Origin of the sequence: Bdellovibrio sp. HCB290, assembly GCF_047305925.1 — a bacterium.
GTDB lineage: Bacteria > Bdellovibrionota > Bdellovibrionia > Bdellovibrionales > Bdellovibrionaceae > Bdellovibrio.
Genome location: NZ_CP178620.1, coordinates 3402165 through 3425153, shown reverse-complemented (window position 1 = coordinate 3425153; position 22989 = coordinate 3402165). Strand labels below are relative to the sequence as shown.

At 47.0% G+C, this 22989-nt stretch carries 20 protein-coding genes; 9 read left to right on the top strand and 11 right to left on the bottom strand.

All coding sequences use genetic code 11. The features are described 5' to 3' along the window. The first annotated feature begins 154 nt into the window (after nt 1–154). Together gloA and ACLVWU_RS16665 are read left to right on the top strand one after the other, a co-directional pair. Complete coding sequence (gene gloA, locus ACLVWU_RS16670; RefSeq protein WP_413576019.1) at nt 155–667, top strand: lactoylglutathione lyase; 513 nt, start codon at nt 155–157, stop codon at nt 665–667. A gap of 159 nt (nt 668–826) precedes the next feature. After that, a complete protein-coding gene (locus ACLVWU_RS16665; RefSeq protein ID WP_413576018.1) occupies nt 827–1093 on the top strand; it encodes a hypothetical protein in 267 nt (88 codons plus the stop codon). Nucleotides 1094–1186: 93 nt separating this feature from the next. Here the strand turns inward: ACLVWU_RS16665 and ACLVWU_RS16660 are convergent, their stop codons facing one another. After that, nucleotides 1187–1660 (bottom strand): chemotaxis protein CheW, encoded by a 474-nt coding sequence (locus ACLVWU_RS16660; RefSeq protein ID WP_413576017.1) that lies wholly within the window; start codon nt 1658–1660, stop codon nt 1187–1189. A gap of 249 nt (nt 1661–1909) precedes the next feature. On the opposite strand from ACLVWU_RS16660, the gene ACLVWU_RS16655 reads away from it, so the two are divergent. From ACLVWU_RS16655 to ACLVWU_RS16640, 4 genes are all read left to right on the top strand, one after another. Continuing rightward, nucleotides 1910–4039, top strand: a complete 2130-nt coding sequence (locus ACLVWU_RS16655) for a chemotaxis protein CheA (RefSeq protein WP_413576016.1) — start codon at nt 1910–1912, stop codon at nt 4037–4039. Continuing rightward, nucleotides 4036–4905 (top strand): CheR family methyltransferase, encoded by an 870-nt coding sequence (locus ACLVWU_RS16650; RefSeq protein WP_413576015.1) that lies wholly within the window; start codon nt 4036–4038, stop codon nt 4903–4905. Before ACLVWU_RS16655 ends, ACLVWU_RS16650 begins: the two co-directional genes overlap by 4 nt. Nucleotides 4906–4913: 8 nt before the next feature. After that, nucleotides 4914–5975: a protein-glutamate methylesterase/protein-glutamine glutaminase gene (locus ACLVWU_RS16645; RefSeq protein ID WP_413576014.1), complete on the top strand. Its 1062-nt coding sequence runs from the start codon at nt 4914–4916 to the stop codon at nt 5973–5975. A 103-nt stretch (nt 5976–6078) separates the two neighbouring features. After that, entirely contained in the window at nt 6079–8181 is a 2103-nt protein-coding gene (locus ACLVWU_RS16640; protein ID WP_413576013.1) for a response regulator, read from the top strand. Nucleotides 8182–8186: 5 nt separating this feature from the next. Here ACLVWU_RS16640 and ACLVWU_RS16635 read toward each other — a convergent pair whose 3' ends face one another. Then, on the bottom strand, nt 8187–9371 hold the full coding sequence (locus ACLVWU_RS16635; protein WP_413576012.1) for a CCA tRNA nucleotidyltransferase: 1185 nt from the start codon (nt 9369–9371) through the stop codon (nt 8187–8189). A 77-nt stretch (nt 9372–9448) separates the two neighbouring features. On the opposite strand from ACLVWU_RS16635, the gene ACLVWU_RS16630 reads away from it, so the two are divergent. From ACLVWU_RS16630 to ACLVWU_RS16620, 3 genes are all read left to right on the top strand, one after another. Further along, nucleotides 9449–10264: an alpha/beta fold hydrolase gene (locus ACLVWU_RS16630; RefSeq protein ID WP_413576011.1), complete on the top strand. Its 816-nt coding sequence runs from the start codon at nt 9449–9451 to the stop codon at nt 10262–10264. Nucleotides 10265–10309: 45 nt separating this feature from the next. Beyond that, nucleotides 10310–11968 (top strand): DEAD/DEAH box helicase, encoded by a 1659-nt coding sequence (locus ACLVWU_RS16625; protein ID WP_413576010.1) that lies wholly within the window; start codon nt 10310–10312, stop codon nt 11966–11968. 458 nt (nt 11969–12426) lie between these two features. Continuing rightward, nucleotides 12427–12672, top strand: a complete 246-nt coding sequence (locus ACLVWU_RS16620; protein ID WP_413576009.1) for a hypothetical protein — start codon at nt 12427–12429, stop codon at nt 12670–12672. Between the two features lie 13 nt (nt 12673–12685). Here ACLVWU_RS16620 and ACLVWU_RS16615 read toward each other — a convergent pair whose 3' ends face one another. The 9 genes from ACLVWU_RS16615 to ACLVWU_RS16575 all read right to left on the bottom strand — a co-directional run bounded on the left by ACLVWU_RS16615 (nt 12686) and on the right by ACLVWU_RS16575 (nt 22984). Then, entirely contained in the window at nt 12686–13351 is a 666-nt protein-coding gene (locus ACLVWU_RS16615) for an ankyrin repeat domain-containing protein (protein WP_413576008.1), read from the bottom strand. Continuing rightward, nucleotides 13351–14649, bottom strand: coding sequence for a D-alanyl-D-alanine carboxypeptidase (locus ACLVWU_RS16610; RefSeq protein WP_413576007.1), 1299 nt, complete (start codon nt 14647–14649; stop codon nt 13351–13353). Before ACLVWU_RS16610 ends, ACLVWU_RS16615 begins: the two co-directional genes overlap by 1 nt. 250 nt (nt 14650–14899) lie before the next feature. Next, nucleotides 14900–16801 (bottom strand): hypothetical protein, encoded by a 1902-nt coding sequence (locus ACLVWU_RS16605; protein WP_413576006.1) that lies wholly within the window; start codon nt 16799–16801, stop codon nt 14900–14902. Nucleotides 16802–16888: 87 nt separating this feature from the next. Further along, nucleotides 16889–17896, bottom strand: coding sequence for a ferrochelatase (gene hemH / locus ACLVWU_RS16600; protein ID WP_413576005.1), 1008 nt, complete (start codon nt 17894–17896; stop codon nt 16889–16891). Continuing rightward, nucleotides 17886–19100 carry a protoporphyrinogen/coproporphyrinogen oxidase gene (locus tag ACLVWU_RS16595; RefSeq protein ID WP_413576004.1) on the bottom strand — a complete coding sequence of 405 codons (1215 nt, stop codon included), beginning with the start codon at nt 19098–19100 and terminating at the stop codon, nt 17886–17888. The genes hemH and ACLVWU_RS16595 overlap by 11 nt, the downstream gene beginning before the upstream one ends. After that, nucleotides 19097–20446 (bottom strand): oxygen-independent coproporphyrinogen III oxidase, encoded by a 1350-nt coding sequence (gene hemN, locus ACLVWU_RS16590; RefSeq protein ID WP_413576003.1) that lies wholly within the window; start codon nt 20444–20446, stop codon nt 19097–19099. The genes ACLVWU_RS16595 and hemN overlap by 4 nt, the downstream gene beginning before the upstream one ends. Next, complete coding sequence (locus tag ACLVWU_RS16585) at nt 20443–21465, bottom strand: uroporphyrinogen decarboxylase family protein (protein ID WP_413576002.1); 1023 nt, start codon at nt 21463–21465, stop codon at nt 20443–20445. The genes hemN and ACLVWU_RS16585 overlap by 4 nt, the downstream gene beginning before the upstream one ends. Continuing rightward, nucleotides 21462–22139, bottom strand: coding sequence for a response regulator transcription factor (locus ACLVWU_RS16580; RefSeq protein WP_413576001.1), 678 nt, complete (start codon nt 22137–22139; stop codon nt 21462–21464). Before ACLVWU_RS16580 ends, ACLVWU_RS16585 begins: the two co-directional genes overlap by 4 nt. Beyond that, nucleotides 22139–22984, bottom strand: a complete 846-nt coding sequence (locus ACLVWU_RS16575; RefSeq protein ID WP_413576000.1) for a sensor histidine kinase — start codon at nt 22982–22984, stop codon at nt 22139–22141. The genes ACLVWU_RS16580 and ACLVWU_RS16575 overlap by 1 nt, the downstream gene beginning before the upstream one ends. Between the last annotated feature and the right edge of the window lie 5 nt (nt 22985–22989).

Sequence of the window (22989 nt, the reverse complement as noted above, 5' to 3'; positions counted from 1 at the left end):
CCTTAGAAAAAGCACAGAACATTTGAGCCATTTTTGCTGTCAATCTCTTGAACAGCTGCCCTTTGTGGCCCCTTCGGTCAGCAGAAAAGTAGTGAGACCCTAACATTTTCTTGTGCTATAGATACGGCGTCAATTCATTAAGTATGGAGACTCCATGGCAGAAAATATTCCGGGTTTGTGCGTAAATCCTGACGCTGAAACTAAAAAGTACGTATTCAATCACACGATGTTAAGAGTGAAAGACCCAAACGCCTCTTTGGATTTCTACACGCGCGTCCTGGGAATGAAGTTAGTGCGCAAACTTGATTTTGCCGAGTGGAAATTCTCGCTGTTCTTTTTGGCCTATGTTCCAGAAGGAACACAAGTTCCTACAGAAAACGAAGCCAATGCTAAGTATACTTTTGGTCGCGAGGCGGTGCTGGAGTTGACTCATAACTGGGGCACGGAAACTCAAGAAGCCATGCCATATCACAACGGCAATACCGAGCCCCGTGGTTTCGGTCACATCTGCGTGACAGTTCCAGATATCAAAGCTGCCTGCGAGCGGTTTGAAAAACTGGGCGTGAATTTCCAAAAACGTCTGGGGGAGGGCGGTATGAAGAACATCGCTTTCATCAAAGATCCAGATAACTATTGGATCGAAATCGTTCAAGCGGGTCTTTTGTAGGAGAATCTGGAGCCCCACGTCCTCTAAGTCGAGCCAGGTTCAATTAATTCCCTGTATTTTTTGTAAAACCGGTCTGAGGAGCCCAAAAACATGGAGTTTTCGGGCTTGCTCCAGTAGGGTGCCGCGAGTATATACAACCGAAATTACTTAGGAGTTTTAATGAAAGCGATTATCTGTGCTTTGGCTTTGGTAGGTCTTACTTCTCAAGCGCAAGCTGGCATCTATAACATGTCTTGTGGTCAATTGGCTGATGCAAAAGCAAGCGTTCAAGAAGGCATTTCTGATGTTAACGCGAAAATCAAAGACGCTCGTAACGGTGACACTGTTGCTTTCTTGAAAAGCGAAAGAGCAGAACTAGTAAACGCATTGGTTCGTCTTAATTCTGAAATCCAAGATCGTTGCATGGGCGACGATTACAACGACTAATCGTTGAGATTCGAATTTAGAAAAAGAAAAAGGCACTGATGATCTCAGTGCCTTTTTTATTTTGAACTTAACAAGCCACTTGGGCCCGAACCATTAAGCAGCTTCAGAGAACTCTGCCATTTGGCCCATTTGATCTGAAGAGAACGCAGCGACGATATCAACAAGGATAACGACTCTGTTGTCCACTTTACCCATACCACGCACGAAGTGCATGGAGTTATGGTTGCCCAGAACTGGAGACGGTTCGATTTGGTTATCTTCCAAATCAACAACCTCTTTAACCGAGTCTACGATCATGCCGACTTGACCGATTTCAGTGTCGATCACGATGATGCAAGTGTCGCGCGTTTTATCTTGTGCATCCATTCCAAATTTCACACGCAAGTTTACAACTGGAATGATTTTTCCACGCAAATTCATGACACCCTTAACATATTCAGGTGTGCGTGGAACCGGAGTGATTTCACCAAACTGGTTGATCTCGCGAACGGTTTCGATCGCAACACCATATTGCTCTGACATCAACTGGAATGTCAGGTATTGACCAGCCTTTGCTTTCGTAGACATTTCACTCATAGTTATGGCCTTTCAAATTTAGTAGCTTCCTACTATTCGCCTGAATTGGGGAACTACTTAAGGTCCTGTTAAAAATTATTGTTAATTCGCTTTTTCGTATCAGATTGGTCCGTGCACTGGCCCTATGACCAAAACCCCGAATCTGGTGGCTTCTCTGGACCTTCGCCGGAAGTAGCAAAAGTGCTAAGTCGCCGATAATTCAAGCGAATAGTTATACCATGTTTCCATTGGAGAGAAATAATGAGCGATGATAATGCATTCTTTGAAGAACTGCAGATGGATTTTCTTAACGAGTCGCTGTTCATGTTTGAGCAGTACGAAGAATCCATGATGAAGTTAGAAAATAGCGAGGATCCGGCCAAGGATCTGACAGATATCTTTCGTGTTGCCCACTCGGTAAAAGGTGGTGCTGCAGCAGTAGGGCTTACTGAACTCTCCAAATTCGCCCATGTTGCAGAGGACCTTCTGGACCTGCTTCGCTCAAAACCGGAACTGGTAAATTCCAATGTTATTTCTTTGCTTCTGCAAGCTGGCGACGAACTGAAAAACCGCATCTCTTCATTGCAACAAGGGCAGGATGGTCCATGGGATCCATCTGAACTAGTTAAACAATTGGTGGAAGTGACAGAAGGTCTTTCCGGGAAAAAATCTTCTCATACAAAAGCAGCGGAAGCAGCGGCGAAGGCCGCAGCCCTGGGTACAACTGAAGAGAAAGTCTCTGTTCCTGATGACTTCTTTGAGAATGTGGACGCTGCGGCGGCAGCACCGCAAGAGGCAGTGATGGTCATCCCTGAACCAACAGACGATGTCGTGAATCACGACTTGCTGGCAGAGTTGTTGTCGCAGCTGTCTCCTGAAGACCGCGCTGAATTCGAAGCCAAAGAAGCTGCAGAAAAAGCAGAACAGGAATTGATCCAGGAGCTTGAGCAGGCGGCGATTGAAATCCCGCAGGAAACTGAAGCGCCCTTGGTGGCGGCAGCGGAACCAGCACCGGTAGTGGCTGTAGGTCCTTCCGTTTCTCCGGCAGCTACGGCATCGCCAGAGCCGGTTGCAGCAGCTCCAAAATTGAAAGTTGCAGCAGAGGCGAAAGCTTCATCAGATAACGGTGGCGGCGGCAGCGCCAAAGCTCCGGCAAAAAATCAAAACAGCACAATCAAAGTGGATACAGGCCGCGTTGACTCGGTTCTGGATGCAGTCGGTGAGCTTGTGGTTTTGAAAAATCAGTTGGTTCATGACGAAACTGTGCGCAGTGGTGAAAACCTTCGCCTTGAAGCTATCGTCGATCAGTTGGATAAAGCCGTGCGTGAGCTTTACGAAAAGACTCTAAGTATCCGCATGACTCCGCTGAAGTCCATGTTCATTAAAATTCAACGTATCGTGCGTGACGTATCTTTAACCTTGGATAAACCCGTTGATCTGCAATTGATCGGCGAGGAGACAGAGGTTGAAAGAACAGTCTTTGAACTTCTGGGGGACCCTTTGGTTCACTTGGTTCGAAACTCCATGGATCATGGCGTGGAGAAAAAAGAGATTCGTCAAGAGCGCGGCAAGCCTGCAGTGGCGAAAGTTATGGTTTCTGCAAAACAAAATGGTGGTAACGTTATCATCGAAATCATTGATGACGGTGGCGGTATCAATCGTGAAAAAGTATTGAACAAAGCTATTGAGAAAGGCTTCGTTCCAAAAGGCGTGGATCCATCCACAATTCCGGATGAGTCTGTATTCCAGTATATTTTCTATCCAGGATTTTCAACGGCAGACAAGATTTCAGATCTTTCCGGTCGTGGCGTGGGCTTGGATGTTGTTAAATCCAACCTTGATAAGATCAACGGTAAAATCAACATCATGTCCAAGGCGGGTCAGGGCACAACATTCCGCCTGACAATTCCTTTAAGTACAGCAATCACAGACGGTATCATCGTTTCGTTGGATGGCTCGCGCTATATTTTGCCGATTCATTCCATCCGCGAGATCGTTCGTGTTCAGCCAAAGGATTACACTAAGATTTCCAACGCAGGCAAAGTGGCAAACATTCGTGGATTGCTGTTGCCGGTGATTGATGTGTCCCGCACATTGGGCACATTGAATCAGGCGCTGACTGGGGCGGACGTTGCAAAACGTGATACGCTGAGCTCCCGTCGTGAAGAAACGATGTTGGTGGTTATCGAGTCAGTGACGGGCCAGATGGCTTTCCCGGTGGACGATGTCTTGGGTCAGGCACAGGTGGTGGTAAAACCAATCGTGACGGGCTTTGATATTCCTGAAATCGCGGGTGCTGCAATTCTGGGTGACGGTCGCACGGTTCTTATCCTGGAGCCGGGTGCATTGCTTCAGTCAGTTTCCAAAGCTTCTGAAATGGCGGCAGCATGAGCGCATTAAAAAAAGTCGATCCAACAAGTGCACTTTACGAGTTCGAAGACATTCAGCTCACAGAAAAAATGTTCAACAAGTTTGCCAAGCGCATGTATGACCTGGCGGGCGTGGATTTGCCATTTTCTCCAAAGAATCATGCCTTGATCCGCAATCGTATAGTTAAGCTTTTGCGTCGTCATGGTTTGAAGTCCTACGAACAGTATTGGGACATGGTCGAGCACGGTAATCAGCAGATTACCTCAGAGTTCATTTCGGCTCTGACCACGAACATGACCTCGTTCTATCGTGAATCGAATCACTTTGATTTTCTGGCGCAACATCTGCCGGAGCTTTATAAAAAGTTTGGTGCGGATATTCGTATGTGGTGCGCGGCTGCCAGTACGGGGCAAGAGCCTTATACTATCGCAATCACAGCCCAAGAGGCTATGCAGCAGGTGACGGGCATGAAAGCCCGCCTGCTTGCGACCGACATTGATCTTCAGGTTCTAAAGAAGGCCTCTAGTGGTGCCTATGAAGAACGTGAAATGCAAGGGCTGCCTCCGGCAACACGTTTGAAGTACTTTGATAGAGTTAAAAAAGGTGAAACGGAGTTCTGGAGAGCGAAAGATAGCATCCATGATATGATTCGCTTCGCTCAATTTAATCTGATGAATCCCAAATACGAATTTCAGCACAAGTTCCACGTTATTTTTTGTCGAAATGTACTGATTTATTTTGATGAGGAAACGACGAAGAAAGTTGTCGACAGTCTGACTTCTTGTCTGGCTCCGGGTGGATATCTGATTCTGGGTCATTCTGAATCTGGCAATATCAAGCACACTCAACTGAAGCCGCTTTCACGCGCTGTTTATCAGAAACTATAGAAGGAATTATGGGTCAAAAGATTAAAGTTCTTATCGTTGATGACTCTGCCGTGATTCGTAAGTTGCTGGAAAAGATTTTTTCTTCAACCACGGATATTGAGGTGGTTGGTACTGCTTCGGATCCATATATAGCGCGCGATAAGCTTGTGGCGCTAAAGCCGGACGTGATGACCTTGGACGTTGAGATGCCTCGCATGGACGGCATCAGCTTCCTTGAAAAAGTTATGCAGCACTTTCCCACTCGAACAATTATTTTTTCGAGTTTGGCAAAGACAGGTTCTGAAACATACCTGCGGGCGCTGGAAGCGGGAGCAATTGAAATTATGGAAAAGCCTTCCATCGACGTATCACAGTCATTGGAAGTTCTAGGACGCGAAATCGTCGAGAGGGTTCGTATGGTAGCGCGGGCGCGGATTCAGGTAAAAACGAAAGTGGTTGCTCCGACCGCTCAGGTTGCAAAAGTGGATCGGACATCATTGGCCCGAACCACACATCAGATGATCGCCGTGGCTTCCAGCACCGGGGGGACCGAAGCATTGAAGGTCTTTCTTTCAGGAATGCCAGCGAATATTCCCGGGACAGTGGTGGTTCAGCATATGCCACCTGGATTTACCAAGTCCTTTGCGGATAATTTGAACGCCATGTTCCCCTTTGAGGTTAAAGAAGCTCAAGAAGGGGATCAGGTGGTTCCGGGTCGTGTCTTGATCGCGCCAGGAAACTTCCACATGGAAATCACCCGAAGTGGTGCCTTTTATTACGTCAAACTTCACCAAAATCCACCCATGCACAGTGTCCGCCCGGCGGCAGATTATCTAATGAAATCAGTAGCTAAGTATGCTGGTAAAAATGCCATGGGTGTGGTCCTTACAGGCATGGGTAAAGACGGTGCCGAAGGCCTTTTGGAGATGAAAAATGCGGGCGCCTTTACAGTTGCTCAAAACGAGGAAACTTGCGTGGTTTACGGTATGCCGGCCGCGGCAGTGGCTTTAGGTGCAGCTGACAAGGTTATGGCCCTCGATCGCATCTCTGGCGAGCTCTTGAAACAATTGGATTTGAGAGAGGCCGCTTAAGCAATATTACAGAATTTAAATGGAACATGTAAAACAGGGAAAGTGCAGACTTTCTCTGTTTTATTTTATGTCCCTGTGGGAGAATTCGAACACTAGTGCGTATATGAAGAATAATGAATTGCTCGAATTAGAAATTCGAAAAGTGGACCTGCTTTTAGGGCAGAGTTACACAGCGTTGGTGGCAGTTTTGACCACCGCTTATTTCTATACGTATGTCGCTTGGAGCACAGTCTCCCACAAATTCCTGGTTTTCTGGTTTCTGACAATCAACATCTATGCAGCAATCAGTTTAGGTGTGGTGCCTTTCTGGCGCGAAGCCATGACCAAGATTCAACGACCTGAACAACTTACCGTCTGGAAGATTTCAAAGTACTGTCTGCTTTTCGTTTCCGGCTGTTGCTGGGGGGCGATGGGTTTTGTGGCCCCTGGGGCTGGTACCAGTGTGCAGGTTTTGACGGCGATGTTGATTGCTGTGATGAGTGCCGGCGGAATGATTTTGTACGCCGCTAATCGCATTGCCATGTTTTGTCTGGTTGGACCAACAGTTTTGGGTTGGGCCATAGGTTACATCGTGTCTGGACAGGCTCATGCATATCTTGTGAGCTTCGTTATGATCGTATATATGGGACTGGTCATTTCGTTGGGAAGGTCGCTGAATCAATCGATGTCCACGCTGTTTAGTCTGGATAAAATCCTGATGCGCAGTGAAGAGCGCGTGCGCATGGCGATGGCTTCGTCAGAAGCGATGACTTGGGACTGGGATATTCAACAGGATATGATTTTCCGGGAAGGAAATCTTTCCCTGCTTCCAGAGCAAACACTTCTAAAAGATATTCTAAGAGCCCAGTTCAATGAAAACCGCGAATTGGATTTTGAATTCAGTTTGCTCAACGGAAAAAATGGATCCCGTATCCTTGCGTTTCGCGGAAAAATCGAGCGCGATGACGAACAGCAGGTATTGCGCACGACGGGTATCGTCTGGGACGTGACAACTAAGCGCCATCAGGAATCCCTGCGCCGCGAACGTGACCTTCATGAAGCTGCGAATGAAGCGAAGTCCTTTTTGTTGGCGAATGCCAGTCATGAAATTCGCACTCCATTGGCGGCGATTTTGGGGTATGCGGAGGCTTTGTTGGCGCATCCAAACCTGGAGGCTTCCGTCTATCGGGATCTTCATTCCATCCAAAGACAGGGCAAGTTCATGACGTCCCTGGTGAATGACCTTTTGGATCTTTCGAAAATCGAAAGTAAGAAACTGTTTTTACAGAAGGCTCCTATGAGCCCGGTGCGCGAAATCGAAGATGCAGTTTCCGTCATTCGTACGGTCATCGACAGTCGTCATAAATTGAAATTAAATTTTCTGACTTTGGTTCCGGATGAAATCCAGATGGACTCGGTTCGTTTCCGTCAGGTATTGATCAACCTGCTTTCCAATGCGGTGAAGTTCACTCCGCAGGGTGATATTCAAGTCACGGTTTCCCTGGGATTTGATACCAATAATCAGGGCACTTTGCGTATTCGTGTTGCCGACTCCGGCATTGGGATGAATGAGCAAACTCAGAAAAATCTTTTCCAGCCCTTCATGCGCGGAGAAGGCGTTGAAGTACAAAAAGTTTCCGGTTCCGGGCTGGGCTTGGCGCTGTCACAGCGCTTGGCGCGTTTGTCAGGCGGGGAGTTGAGCCTGATTGAATCTGTCGAAGGCAAAGGCAGCGTGTTTGAATATTCTGTGGAGTTGGGTTCCGTATCAGAATTGAAACTGGTCGAGTCGCATTTGGCCGGCCGATTGGTTCAGGAAAGAAGTTTGCAAAGTCAGGCGCGTGAGTATCTTAGAGACTACCGCATTCTGGTGGTGGATGATTCCGAAGACCTGCGCAATCTGATGCACAGATATCTGCACCGTCATGGCGCCGTTGTGGAAGTTTGTGAAAGTGGTCAGGAAGCCCTGGAAAAAGCCACACTCAACAGCAGTTATGACGTTATTTTGATGGATATCAAAATGCCGATCATGTCTGGTCATGAAGCGACTCAGGCTTTGCGTGGCCGTGGTTACACCAAGCCGATCATCGCCATCACAGCGCAGGCCAGTTCTGAAGGCGAAAGCGAGTGCTTGAATTCCGGTTTTGACGGTTATTTAAGCAAGCCTGTCGACGTATCAATGCTGGAAGAAGTGCTGGTCAAAGCACTTCCGGCCAGAGGTCAGATTTAAAATTTTTAGTGAGTGGTCGGCACCTTTGCGCCGTTGAACTTCTCAACCTGTTGCATCCAGTAGTGGATCTCGGCAGCGGTCAATGAGAAATCAAGCAGGGAAAGCTTCATCGCAAGTCCAAAGGCTTCATTTTTCACAAATGCCATCTGACGGCGCTCACCTTTGCGGGAATAAGTGTCGATTTTTTTAAGTCCCGACATCAAATGTAACGCCTTAAAGAACACAGCTGCTTCTTGTTTAAAGATGCCCATTTCTTCGCGGATGAAATACGCCAGTTTTGGATCATCAGCGATTTCATTTTCCCATTGGCCTTCGCCGTACTGCGCTTTCATGAACGAGAACATGAAACCCGCGAAAAGCTCCAATGGATCATGAGGGTTGATGCCCACCTGATTGATGCGCGCTAGGTGAAGTTCGAAAGTTTCCATTTTAATCGGATCGACGAAAACAGAATGCAGGCCTGGCAGAATTTGCTCCAGGATGTGCAGGTCGAACAACTCCATAAATGCCAGATGCGGTTCATTCAAACGCATGAACTTTAGCCACTCTTCACGACGACGGGGTAGCACGGATTTTTTAAGTTCCGGTGCACACTCTGCAATCGCATGGCGCATGGTGGATTCGATGGAGAAATGCAATTTATGGGAAAGACGAATCGCGCGTAAAATACGAATCGGATCCTCGATGAAGCGATCTTTCGGATCACCAATCATACGAAGAACACGGTTTTCAATATCCTGAATGCCGCCACAGAAATCGATCAGCTTGTTATTGGCTGGATCGTAAAATACAGCATTGGCAGTGAAGTCGCGGCGTTTGGCGTCCTCTTCCACTGTTCCGAAATAGTTGTCGCCTTCAACGGTGTCCTCTTCAGGAGTTGTAGCGAGTTCTTCGGCACTGACATTTCTGCGGAAAGTGGCAACTTCGAATTGCTGATCCCCGCGTTTGACCAAAACCAGTTTGAATCTGCGACCAATGACATAGGCATTGGGAACTTTCTTACGAACCTGGTTGGGGTGAGCGCTAGTGGCAATGTCGAAATCTTTTGGATGAATTCCCACCATAAGATCGCGTACGCAACCACCAACAAGATAGGTTTCAAAACCGGAATCTTGCAGGTTTTTGACAATTCTTAATGCGTAAGGATCAATCCAGTCTTCGTGAAGCTGGGGCTTTTTGGTGAAACTCATTGTCGCTGAATCTACTCCCGTTCGAACTAAAATTCAAACTTGAAATACCCCTCTCGTGGGCGCAGGATAGGGGCCGTATGGCATACTTGGATAATTTCAATTACCAGATCTATGGTCCAGAAGATGGACGAAAATGGGTGTTTATTCACGGGCTTATGGGCTACGGCCAGAACTGGCGCCGGATTATTTCGGGCCTGGAGGCGACCGAGCGTTGCCTGGCCTACGATCAAAGGGGCCACGGCCGGTCTTTTCAGCCGGAATCAGGTTACTCGCCCGAGGATTACACCAACGATCTTAAACAGATCGTGGACGAACTGGGCTGGGACAAATTCATTTTGGTAGGGCACTCCATGGGCGGACGCAATGTTTTGGCCTTTGCTTCCATGTATCCGGAGTACGTGGAAAAGCTGATCGTGGAAGACATTGGGCCCGAAGCGTCGGCAAAAGCCTACGAGTACTATGAGTATCTCTTGAATCTTGCCCCGACGCCGTTTGCTTCGAGGGAAGAGGCGCGCAAGTACTTCATGGAGGACTTTGTCAAAACCGCCAAGACCCGAGAAAAAGTCGAAGTCATGTCTCAGTACTTTTATTCCAATATGATTGAAAAACCAGACGGGACTGTTGATTGGCGGTTCTCCAAGTATGGTATCATCGAGTCAGTGAAGGCCGGACACACGCGCGAGCGTTGGGACCAGGTCCGTGACCTTAAAATGCCAACCCTTTGGATTCGGGGAGAGAAGTCTCAAGAGCTAAAACCTGATATTTATCAGCGAATTTTGGCCGAGAACCCGATGATTAAGGGCGTCGAAATACCTGGGGCTGGACATTGGGTCCATTCAGATCAGTCTCAGACCTTTATAGAGACCCTAAAAAGCTTTGTTGGTGACTTTTAAGGCACCGAAAAGTAGGTTTGGGGCTAAGAACCGGAGTATACGAAATTGAAATTCTCAGAGATAAATTTAGATCCCGCGCTATCATCTGCAATCCAAAAAACAGGTTTTGACGATTGCACACCGATTCAAGCGCAAGCCATGCCATATATTTTGGATGGTAAAGACGTCGCCGGCCTGGCACAAACAGGCACCGGCAAAACAGCAGCATTTGTTCTGCCATTGATGGAGCGTATTTTACGTGCTCGCCCAGCTCACGGCGAAATTTCTGATTCAGAAAAAGAAATCATCGAAAAGCGCGCATTTAAGGACTGGAAACCACAAAACTTTATTTTGGTTTTGGTTCCAACGCGTGAATTGGCAGAGCAAGTTCAAGACAACATTATCAAGTTCGGCGTGGACAGCGGCCTTAAAGGTTTCGCGATCTACGGTGGTACTGGATACGACAAACAAAAAGAGGCGCTTAAAAACGGTGTTGAGTTCATCGTTGCGACTCCAGGCCGTTTGATCGATCTTTACAAAGAGCACTTGGTGGATTTGAAGCAAGTTCGCGCGATCGTCTTCGACGAAGCCGACCGCATGTTCGACATGGGCTTCAAAGACGACATGAAATTCATCCTGCAAAGAGTGCCTCGTGAACGTCAGTTCCTGGTGTTCTCTGCAACTTTGAACTTCGATGTGTTGAACACCGCTTACCAATTTGGTTCCGAGCCGGTTGAAATCAACATCAGCCGTGATCAGGCTAAAGCAGAAAACGTGAAAGATCAGATCTTCCACGTGGGCAACGCTGAAAAACCTCAGCATTTGCTATCATTGTTGAAAGTGCACAATCCAAAGCAAGCGATCATCTTTACGAACTTCAAAATGAACGTCGAGAAATTGACAAAGTTTTTGGTTGATAATGATGTGCCAGCGATGGCGATCTCCAGTCTTTTGACTCAAGCTCAGCGCAACCGCGTGATCGAGCAGTTCAAGGCAGAGAATCATCTGAACATCCTGGTGGCAACAGACGTTGCGGCTCGTGGTTTGGATATCAAGGGCGTAGACCTTGTGATCAACTACGAATTGCCAATGGATTCTGAATCTTACGTTCATCGTATTGGTCGTACCGGCCGTGCGGGAACTACAGGTCAGGCGTTCTCGATGGTGGGCGAAAAAGATATCGAATCTTTGACTCGCATCGAAGACTATTTGAAACACAAAATCGAAGTGGGCTACTTGGAAAATGATCAATTGATCCAAGAGTTCAAACCATTCCCAGATCGTTTCGACGGTCACTATCCGAAATCATTGGATGGCGAGCGCGGTGAACGCGGTCCTCGTCGTGAAGGTGGTCGCAGTGGTGGTGGCGGTCGTGATCGTGGTCCTCGCCGTGAAGGCGATCGTGGTCCACGTCGTGAGGGTCGTGACAGCAATCGTGGTCCGCGCGGTGAAAGCCGTGGCGAAAACAAAGGACCACAAGAGCGCAAGGGTGCTACAGCTCAGAAGGCTGATGGACCTCGTCCAGGACACGCGAAACGCGCTGAACATGGAGCAAAACGCCCAGAGCACGGTCATCAAAAACGCGGTGACAATCGTCACCCGTCTCAAGGCGGTAACAAACGCCACGAGCCGCGCAAAGGCGCAAGTGCCTCTCACAGAAAATCGGCACCGAAGCAAACAATCGGCAAAAAGATTTCAAGCTTCATCAAAAAATTGTTCTCTTAAAAAGAAAAACCCCGGCGATGACAATCCCCGGGTTTTTTTTTCGTTTGAGCTCGCTGTAGATCAGCGGAAACTTTCGTAACCGTTATTCGAACTATTTTACCGTCTATTACCAATGAACGGATTACCGCTCTCGCGCGTCCTTTGCAAAGTACTGTTGGGTTACATAATTTGACATGTAGCTACAATATAGGTACACTGAATATGACAGGACTCACGCGAAAACGGTGGTATTTCTTTATCTGGGATGAGCATAACGAAGAACATCTCGGCCTTCACAAGATCCAACACTGGGAAGCTGAAGAAGTTTTCTTCAATAAGTATGTAATCACTCCAAATAAGAAACACCACGGTCCAGAACGCTACATGATTGTTGGGAAAACCAACTCAGGACGAAAACTTAGATTGGTCTTTGAGGACTTGGGTCAAAACACTGCTCGAATTTTTACCGGTTGGGACATATGAAAAAGAAAACTCGATCAAAGAAACAAAAGCTGGATAAGTATAATCCCGACGAGTGGGATCAAAGTAAATCCGTCTCCGTAAAACCAGAAAAGAAGCCGATTCAAGGCATTTCCACGAGCATTCGTCTTCCTCACAGTATGGTTCAAAAACTCCGCAAAATTGCGCAGAAAAAGGGTGGCATCGGCTATCAAACTTTGCTGAAAATTTGGATTGCAGAGCGCTTGGAGCAAGAGTCCGCTTAAGATGCGGGTGTGGCTATTTTGATTTCTTGGACAAAAGAGACGTGATCGTCGGGTTATTTAGTTCCTTGGAAAGGTCCAAGGCGTTCTTGCCGTCGTTGTTTTTTACGGAAACATCAGCGCCATTCTGTACCAACATTTTTGCGATGTTGGTGTAACCAGCCAAAATAGATTCGATCAAAGCGGTGTTTCCCAGGGCATTTGTTTGATTGATGGTCTTTTTGTCTTTAGCCAAAATCAGCTGAGTCGTTTTTTCGCTGCTCTTGGCAGCTGTGATCAACAAAGTGTCTTTGTTTTCAGAAAGCACGGGAATGTCGACTTTCGCGCCCGCTGCGATCAGCATTTTTGCAGCTCCATCCTGGTCATTGGAAACAGCAAGGGCCAAGGCCGTGTCGCCGAATTTGTTGGTTTGCTCCAGGTTGGGTTTGCTGTTCAAGATCAACTTCAAAGCCGTGGTGTTGCCATTCATGGCAGCCGCCATCAAGGGAGTCAGGCCGTCTTCATCACCTTTAGCAGGATCAAAGGACTTGCTTTGAACATGCTTCTTAACTTCAGAATTTTTTTGCAGCTCAATGGCTTTATTTATGTTCTCGACGGACTCTCCACCACGGGCATTGATCGGTCCAAACGCCGTGAAGAGTGCTACCAGAACATAAAAAATCCAGATCGCCACATTGATCATTAGAACATTCCTAATTTAGGTCCGTAATCCAGAACCAAAGCCGATCCTTTATCGAAAGGAAGTGCGCTGATTTCGGAGTAATCGATTTTCTTTGATCCATTGTTGATCGTAAACAATGCGCGGATGCGATTCTTAATGGCGTTGGCCGCGGAGCCGTTTTCACCAGAGGAATCCTTGTGCATCAGGATCACAAAATAAATTGTCCCGTTGCCAGTGGAAATGGTGCCCGCAAGTGTTTTGGCTTTGTCCACTGTGCCGGTCTTTCCGACCATGGCACCTTCCATAGGTCCACCGTATTTTGCCACAGTGGAGTCAGTGTCAGTTCCAGCGACAGCCATAACATCTGTCAAAGCCAAACCTTGAGTACCCAAAACTTCGTTCAGGCGAATCAAGACTTTGATCATCGCGGAACAAGTGCCTTCGTTGTAGTCGTACTTTTTCTTGGAGATGTAATCAGCGTTGTTACCGGATCCCAGGTTGAACTGTAGATCACGGTTGTCCATCTTTAGATTCTTTTGCAGGAACTCGTTAAATGCAGGTGTGTCCCCTAAGTTCCAGTACAGATGATCCGCAATGTAGTTGTTGGATCTGTTGTTCATGTTCTTGATGATTTTGTGCAAAGGAGCCGAGCGGTACGTGTACGTTAGGGCTTGCGGATCATCCTTGAAGTCTTGCTTAGGCAGGAATGCAACATTGTTGAATTTGATGTTGGGTTTGGTCTCAGGCAATTCAATACCAACAGACTTGGCAAGGCTGCGAACATATTTGTAGGAGTTGTCAGCGACCGGAGTAATGAAGCCGTTTTCCAGTTCATGTTTTACATGAGCTGCTTGAGCTGCCAAGTCTGGATAGAATTTCGTGTCACCAGCGATGGCCGTTGGTTCTTCGACATTCCACTCCATCAAAAAGTTTTCGTCGAAAGTCAGAGTGTCGACTTGTTTGATGTTTAATTCACGCATCGCCATTTGCGCCAGGATAAAGTATCCCACGCTGCGACCAAAGATAGGATCTTTGCCGCCTTCAATGTGCATATCGAAAAGGCCGTCAGATTTTTTTGTTACGTGAATTTTGGTGGTGAAGCGGTACTTGGGACCCAGAGTTTCAATAGCCCAAAGGGAAGTTACAAGTTTGGAGATAGAAGCGAGAGGGAACTTTTCATCTTTGCTGCCATTGCCATCAATACTTTTCGAATTGGCTTTCATGGTACAGGCTGAATTCAAATAAACTTTTGCGGAAGCAGAAGTGGTGAAACCCACGATCAGAGCAGCTATTACAAGATGTGCTTTTAGTAATGACACTATCGTTCCCCTTGGTCTTGCAGTAAATGAGCTGGTCTACTTAGCAACTAGGGTTGGATTAATATACTTAAAATCCTTTAATCTAAAGAATGTTTTGAGGTCAGGACAATGTTTTCCCGGTGCTCGTGGGGATTCGCTGGGTATTTATTACAATTTTGCGAAATGATGGCGGATTTCAGCAGGATAAGCTCAGGAATCGCTCACAAAAAATACCAAAAAAAAGGGCCCCTGATGAGGCCCTTGAAGTGCTCTATGGTTTTTTGCTTCCGCCGGTAGTGTCTGTTACCAGGCGCAAATCGAAGGAACGATCGTTGATCAGGTTTTGGATGTACAGCAGGGATTGATACAACTGCTGTTTTTCGAAGTTACCAAAACGGAAATTGATCTGATCCACTTTGCGGCCCGTGAAAGTCATTTCGTAAGTAACCAGTTGTTCAAACTGATTGTCTGGCAAAAGAGTCAGTACGAAATAAGCACCATGATCACGCCACATTGCAATCTTTTGCAAGTTTCTGAAAGCCTCATAACGAGCCTGATCCGTCATGTACGGCTGAAGCAGGTAAGAGAAGTTTTCAGAGATCTTGGCGATCTTGTTACGGCGCAATTGATCCAAATCCTGATCTTCAGATTTTAAATAAGCCAGGAACAATTTTTTAACCTGAGCTGCCGTATAGTTCGGAAGAGTGTCGTAGGCTTCAGGATGGATGCACACCTGGTGACGGAAGTAACCATTTACAACGTCGCCATTTGAAAAGTCCCAGCGCTTCCAGTCGATTTGGCGATAGATCCATTCTGGCAGAATCTCCATCGCACGGTTTTGCATTTTGCCGTAGTCTTTTTTAGAGACGTTTCTCATGCGGGCTTCATAGAAATGCGATGCTGTTACGAAAGAACCCGGAGTCCATTTTGGATTGGAATTGAAGATAATGTGATCACCTTCAGTGATCTTGTTACCCCAGATACCATAGAAGATTTTGGATTGTGCGGATTTTTGGTAAGTATCCAGGATGTACTGCTTTTCAACGTTGTTAGAATCGAAGTTTTGCAGTTTGTTTTGCGAATACATCGTGTTTGCTTCCAGGCGCAGGATGCTCATGGAAAGCTTGTAGCGGGACATGACGTCCACAGATGTGTTGGAACCTTTAAAGACGCGATCAATGCGACGTTGCTCTGCTGGCAGATTGTGATCAGCCATGTACATGTCTTCAACTTCTGACATGTCCGTCATCAGCTCGTTTTGCAGTTCAGGGCGGGAAGCTGTTGGATCGATCACTTTCAGGTTTTTGAACTTCAGTTTTTTATTCATGAAGTTATCAAACGCTGTTGCAGCCTGAGCATTCTTAAGATCGAAAACGTAATCCAACATGAATACGTCATTCATACTCTTACCAAAGTTCAAAGAGGCGGGTTTCAAGTCAATCCAACGCTCCAGTTTGCGGTCGATAACTCTTAGACCCACGACTTTTAATTTACCCAAGTAATCGATGCTGGCACTTGCGCCCACACCACGACGTCTCATCGTGATTAGCTTTACGCGGATTTTATCGTCAGCCATGCGATACAAGTGGATCATGAAGTCGCCGGCCATGAAAACGTGAGTTGATCCACCCAGCTCGATTGTTGGGTTCAGATCGGTTGCTCCACCTACTGAGAAAACGATATTCAATTTTCCCTGAAGTGCGACGAAGTCGCCGACTTTCAGGTTCTTGATCGCTTTTTGAGCAGTGAAAGGAATGTGCTTGATGGAGTAAGGAATCGCTTTAAGTGAATCACCTTGAGTTTTGAACTGACGGGCGAAATAAACTTCAGTGCCGTTTTCCACTTCCAGACCAAATGGAGTGTCGCTGCCATCAATAAGGTCGCCAACGTTCAGCTCAGAAGTCAGGACATACTTATCAAGACGAGTGTAGTAACCATCAAGATAAGATGGTTCGGATTTCGCTTTGTACTTCAAGGAAACATGAAGTCCGTCTATGATGTCGCCACCAAGACCGATGGTTGCACCGATATCTTGTTTTGCGATTTGTTTGCGGATTTTTTCGACCACTTTTTTGCCGGGTTCAAAAATATCCAAACCTGCGTGGGACTGGACGGGACCAGACAGAACAAGGGCTAAAGCAATCAGCCCCGCTTTCAAGGATGTTGTTTTCAAAGTTGCTACTCCTGAATAGTTAGGACTCCAATACTAGTCAGGATTTGTCATATAGCAAAGCGCAGCGGGTCAAATTAGAGTAAGAATTCAAACCTGGGATTCGATCAAACGAGCGAACTGATTCACCCATTTTGAGTTCACGTTCACGCAAGGAACCAAGTGATAGTCTCTGCCGCCCGCGTGATGGAAAGTTTCTTCTCCACCAATGCCGATTTCTTCCAGGGTTTCGATGCAGTCGGCAACGAAAGATGGGCAAAGTACGGCGATACTTTTCTTGTCGCCAAGTTTAGCAATTGTTTCTTCAGTCGAAGGCTTTAACCATTCATCACGCCCCAAGCGAGACTGATAAGATAAGCTCCATTGGTCTTTTGAAAGTCCTAATTTTCCTGCGATAGACGTCGCAGTCGCAAGACATTGCGCACGGTAGCAAGGCTTGTCGCAAGCGTTGGGTTTCACACAGCAGTCTGGAGTTGCCAGACATCCCGCATTCACTTTCACATGGCTTTCAGGAAGACCATGGAACGAGAACAGATAGTGAACGACGTCTTTGCCGTGCAGATATTCCTTCGCGATTTCCACAGTGGGATCCACAAAGCTGGGGTGTTGATAGAAGTCACGGATGCTTTTCACATTGAATTTCAGATTCAATTTTTTAATCTGGCGCTGCACTTCGCGCAGCGAGGAACCCGTCGTGGCATCGGCATATTGTGGGTACATCGGGGATAGCAAAACATTCTGGATACCCGCAGCAGCGAACTCTTTCAGAGCCGTCGGAATATCCGGACTGCTGTAGCGCATTCCCACTTTCACCAAGTAGTTTTCGCCAAGGTTCTTTTGCAGTTTTTCGGCAAAATCAATCGTGTACACAGTTAAAGGAGAACCGTTTTCAAGCCAGATCTTTTTATAATTTCCAGCAGAGATCGGACCGCGTTTAGGGACGATCAACAAATTAACCAGTGGCCAGCGCAGGATGAAGGGAAGATTGATCACTTCCTTATCCATCAGGAAATGCTTAAGATACCTTTTTACGTCAGGAACCTCGTAAGATCGAGGACTGCCGATATTTAAAAGCAAAACACCTGTTTTAGCTGCCATGTTGACTCGCAATCTGTTCACAAAGACGCTCACTGCGCTCTAATATTTTGCTTAGACCAATTCCAGAAAGATAGTTTCCGTGTAGGAAAATGTCAGTTGCAGCTGATTTTTCAGAAAGTTCTGTCTGGATCTTTTCAAGTTCCAGATCATAAACCGGCAAAGCGCGATCCCAGCGGAAAATCTTTGCATCCAGGATGGTATCCTGGCGCTTGAAAATGGTTTTTCGCTCTTTACTGATAAAGTCCATAAGGTCTTTGTCTGAATAGTTCAAAAGATCCTGATTGTTTTTGCCACCCATGATCCAGGTTTCATTGTAGGTCTTGTTACGACCGGCAAAAATATAGGGAGGCATCAACACGCCAAAAGTGCGCAGTTTCAGGCCACGCGGGATCAGGCAGCCAAAGCCTTTGTACTTGGTTTGGGCTTTATCAAAAAATACAGTAGCACTGATCAATGAAGACATATTCACGCGGGCTAAAAGAGCGGAAAGCTCTGGCGCGCGTGTTTTCAGAATATTTGCAGCAGCTGAGGCTGAGGTTGCAATCACCACCGGGCCTTCAACTTTTGAAACATCGAGATCTGATTCAAGATAAATTTCCACATCCAGCTGTTGCAGAGTCGCATGCAGGTAATCAACGATGTCCTGCATGCCTTGCGGGCCGCTGATGGTGCCGCGGAATTTTTCGCGGTCTTTTTTAAACAACGGTGAAATGATCAAGGAAGCACTTAGATCCTGGGCTTCATTCGCGTAAATGCCCTGCATAGCTGGTCCCAACAGGTAACTGGTGGCAGCTTTGCCAAGGCGACGTAAACCCCAGTCTTTCAGGGTTTCACCGGCCTGCGGTTTCAGAGTTGCTTTGGCAAACAGTACCCGCGGAATGACAGTGAATGCGACTTTCAGAATTTCAAATGGACTTAAGGGCATCGCTTTTGGAAAACCACGGAAAATAAATCTTTTCTTCGAGGATTCCAATGGAAAGGCCAGATCCAGGCCGATTTCCTTGAACAGCTTTTCGGAACGATCGGTCAGGATCATAGAGTTCGCGGCTCTTTCGGCCATTCCGTACTCGCCATGTTCAGTTCCCAAAAGTCCGCCCAAGCGAGAGGACTTTTCGTGAAGATGAACCTTAAATCCTTTTTGGGCCAGCTTCAGGGCGACAGTTAATCCCGCGAAACCAGCTCCAATGACCGTGACCTTTTTCATATAGATTGAGAGAAGATCTTGGTTTGAGGTTGTTTGGTTTTTAAGCGCTCGTCAAAGAACACGCAAGCATTGCGCAGGAACGGACGGCCCGCTTCCAGTACTACCAGCTTATGATCTTTGATGACCAGAAGATTGTCTTTGATCATTTCTGTCAAAAACTCTGTGGCCTTTTGTTCCTGATCTTCGCTTAGGAATTCGACTTCAAACTCTGTCATCAATTTTAGAATCTGACGACGACGAATTTGGTCCTCTTCGGTCAGGATGTGGCCACGCATTGTGGGAAGCAAGCCATCGTTGATGGCTTGCTCGTACAACGGCAATACTTTTTCATTTTGATGAAAGCTGTAAGGCGTTTCAGAAATCGAAGAGACACCCAGACCCAAAAGAACATCGGTTCTTTGATCGGTGTAACCCATGAAATTTCTGTGCAGACGTTTTTCATCCATAGCGATGCTTAGGTTATCTGTTGGCAGAGCAAAGTGATCCATACCCACTTCCACGTAACCGGCTTTTAGCAGGATGCCGCGGGCGATTTCGTACAGTTCACGCTTTTCAGCAGCCTTTGGAAGATCTTCGTCTTTGAACAGGCGCTGTGCAGGCTTGATCCAAGGAACCAATGCAAAACTGTACAAGGCAATACGATCCGGGCGCAACTTTACTGTCGCTTCCGCGGTTTCACGGATGGATTCGGCAGTTTGTTTTGCCAGGCCATAGATCAAATCGAAATTCACTGAGGTATAACCCAGTTCACGGGCCGCTTGTGAAAGCTCTGCTGTGATTTCTAAAGGCTGAATGCGGTTTACCAGACGTTGAACTTCAGGATTGAAATCCTGAACGCCCATGCTGACGCGATTGAAACCCAGTGTGCGCAAAGCTTTCAATTGATCAGGCGTGGTTCTGCGGGGATCAACCTCGATGGAGCCTTCAAAGTGTTCTTTATCCAGATTGCAGTCATTCACAATCGGAGTCAGAAGTCTTAGCAAGGATTCCGCAGACAGGAACGTCGGTGTTCCCCCACCCAAATGGATGTGTTTCAAAGGGGCTTTCAAAAGTTCTGGAACCTGTTGTTTGTATAGATCCCATTCTTTGATCAGCATGTCCACGTAAGGGGACTCTTTGCTGTGACTTTTCGTGATGATGTTATTGCATCCACAGAAAGTACAAAGAGTTTCGCAGAAAGGAATATGCACATACAAAGACCAGCCACCATCGCTTTTTTGCAAAGTCGTTTTCAGGTGGGACACCCATTGATCACGTGTCGGATTGGTTTCCCAATAAGGCACGGTCGGATAAGAAGTGTAGCGGGGCGCCGGGACGTCGTATTTCGCCAGAAGATTTTTAATCATGAAAGCACCTCCCGAACTGTTTCGATGAATAGTTTCACGTTTTTCTCGGGAGTTTTAGGCAAGACACCGTGACCAAGACCGCAGACCCAGCCGGCGCGTGCTTCCAAAGGCATCTCTTTCATTGGAGCCAGGAAGTTTTGCACGGCTTTCTTGAAGTCCGCGTCATCCATAAACAGTAAACTTTGATCGAAGTTTCCTTGAACGAAGCCTTTGTTTTGAACTTTGAAGCATTCAGGGATGTAGCAACGGTGATCGAAACCCTGACCCGCCCATGGAAGCTCTGCGAATTCTTTATTGAAGAATGTCGGTTGAGTGCCTTTTGAGTAGTAACCAATTTTTCCTGGGAATTCTTTTGCAAGAACAGAGATCACAGGTTGGATCCATTCTTTGAAGAACAACGGAGACACTTCGCCAGCTGCTGTATCAAAGATCATAACAAGCTCAACGCCGCCATCCAATTGAAGCTGGATGTTCGCTTTCAAAAGCGGAAGCATCTTTTCCAGGAATTTCGGGAACATATTGATCAAAACTTTAGATTGAATCAAAGAACCCGCGTGAGAGCCTTCAACACCATAAACGAACAATGTCCAAGGACCACCGACAAAGCCAATCAAGCTTTTGTCTTTAGGAAGCACTTCGCGAGTCGCGATGACAGCTTCTTTTTGGAACTTCATGAATTCGATCGCTGGTTGAACTTCGCCCAGATTACCGATCGTTTCAGGATTTAACTTAAAGCCCAATTGCGGACCGTGAGCATCTGTGTATTTCAAGCCCATGCCCAAAGCTTCCAATGGGAAAAGGATGTCAGAGAATAGGATGGACACGTCGAAATCAAATTCAGCAACAGGACCGCGAGCTACTTCAGCAGCCAGTTCAGGTGTTTTGCAAAGCTCTTCGAAAGAGTTTTTCTTTCTCATGCCTTGATAATGCTGGTGATAGCGGCCAGCCTGACGCATGAACCAGATGGGAGGAGTCTTCTGGGCTTTTCTTTGAAGAGCGTTGTGAAAAAGTGTGTTCATGTTGGTGTTTCCTCCGTGGACCATTGGTAGCCGATGCCGCGCACAGAACGAATATGCGCATCGCCGTCTTCGCCCAGTAAGTGGCGCAGACGAACAATGATATTATCAATCGTTCTGTGGCTTGGGTTCTTATCAACACCCCAGATTTCATTCATGATTTCGTCACGACTTAAAATCCGTGGTGCTTTATCAATTAATAACTGCAAAATCTTCATGTCGGTGACGGCTGGATACTCGATTTGACCTGAGTTCCTGCGCACAGACATATTGGTAAAATTAATTACGCACGTCGAAAGTTGCACTTCCTTCAAAGGGGCGTGTGCATCCAGAACGTGCTTTACGCGGATCAAAAGCTCTTTCAAATGGAAAGGCTTTGGGATGTATTCCGCGGCGCCCAGTTCAAACCCTTGCAGGCGGGATTCCGCATCTGCCTGAGCCGTTAGGAAAAGGAAAAGAACCTGGGTGAGTTTCTTCATCTTGGCAGCAAGTTCAAAACCCGTCCCATCAGGAAGTCCCACATCCAGAATCACCAGATCGAAGTCTTTTTCTTTGCTGAAAATAGACCAGGCTTCGGCAACGCTTTTGCCCCAAGTGACTTCGTAGTCCTTGCGCAGGCGTTCAGTCAGCGTTTCACCCAGGGAAAGATCGTCTTCAACCAGAAGGACTTTTCTCATTACAGTCGACCCTCCATGTGCAAGACGGATTTAAACCCGGCGTTTTCGGTGGATTCGAAGCGGATGTCTCCGCGCATCTTTTCCATCAGACGTTTGGTGATCAAAAGTCCGATGCCATTGCCGCGGGAATCTTTGGAATTTAAAAGTTCCGAACCCAATTTGCCGGTTTCGCCTTTAAAACCCAGGCCGTCATCAGAAAAGATCACTTCCAGACGGTTGCTGCTCAGGGCGCGAACACTGATTTTCACAGCCGTGGCTTTGCCATGCAGGACTGAGTTTTGTAATAGGTTTCGCACGACACTCATCAGACCGCGACGATCACCATTAATACGAGCATCACGTTCCAACTCAACAGAAAGATCCGCGAACTCCGTGCGCAGGCTTGCCAGCAAGCCGCTCAGGGAAATCTCTTCATGCAGAAGGGGACTTACCTCAAGGTTTGCAAGTAACAAGGAATTCTCAAGTTGCAAATCCAGTCTTTGGATATCTGCGATCAGGCGTTTCATAACCGGGGGGCTATTGCCCTGAAGGTCTTCTTCCAAAACTTCGGCTTGCAGTCTTAGGCGTGCAATCGAGGTTTTGATGTCGTGACTGAAGGTTGAAAAGAAAAAGCGCAGACGATCATGGCGTTGTTTATCGCGGAACGTGAACACGATCAAAGCGATGCCACCAATCAGGATGGAACCCAAAAGGATCGAGCCTTCCCAGGCGATCATACGATGCTGACGGGCGCCTTCCAGTTCCAGAAGGAAGAAGATCCACCACCAAGTCACAAGTGCAAACGTGAACGCGAACCAGAGGATCGCGAGCACTGTTTTCAAATGTGACTTAAGGAAGTTCTTCATTTTCG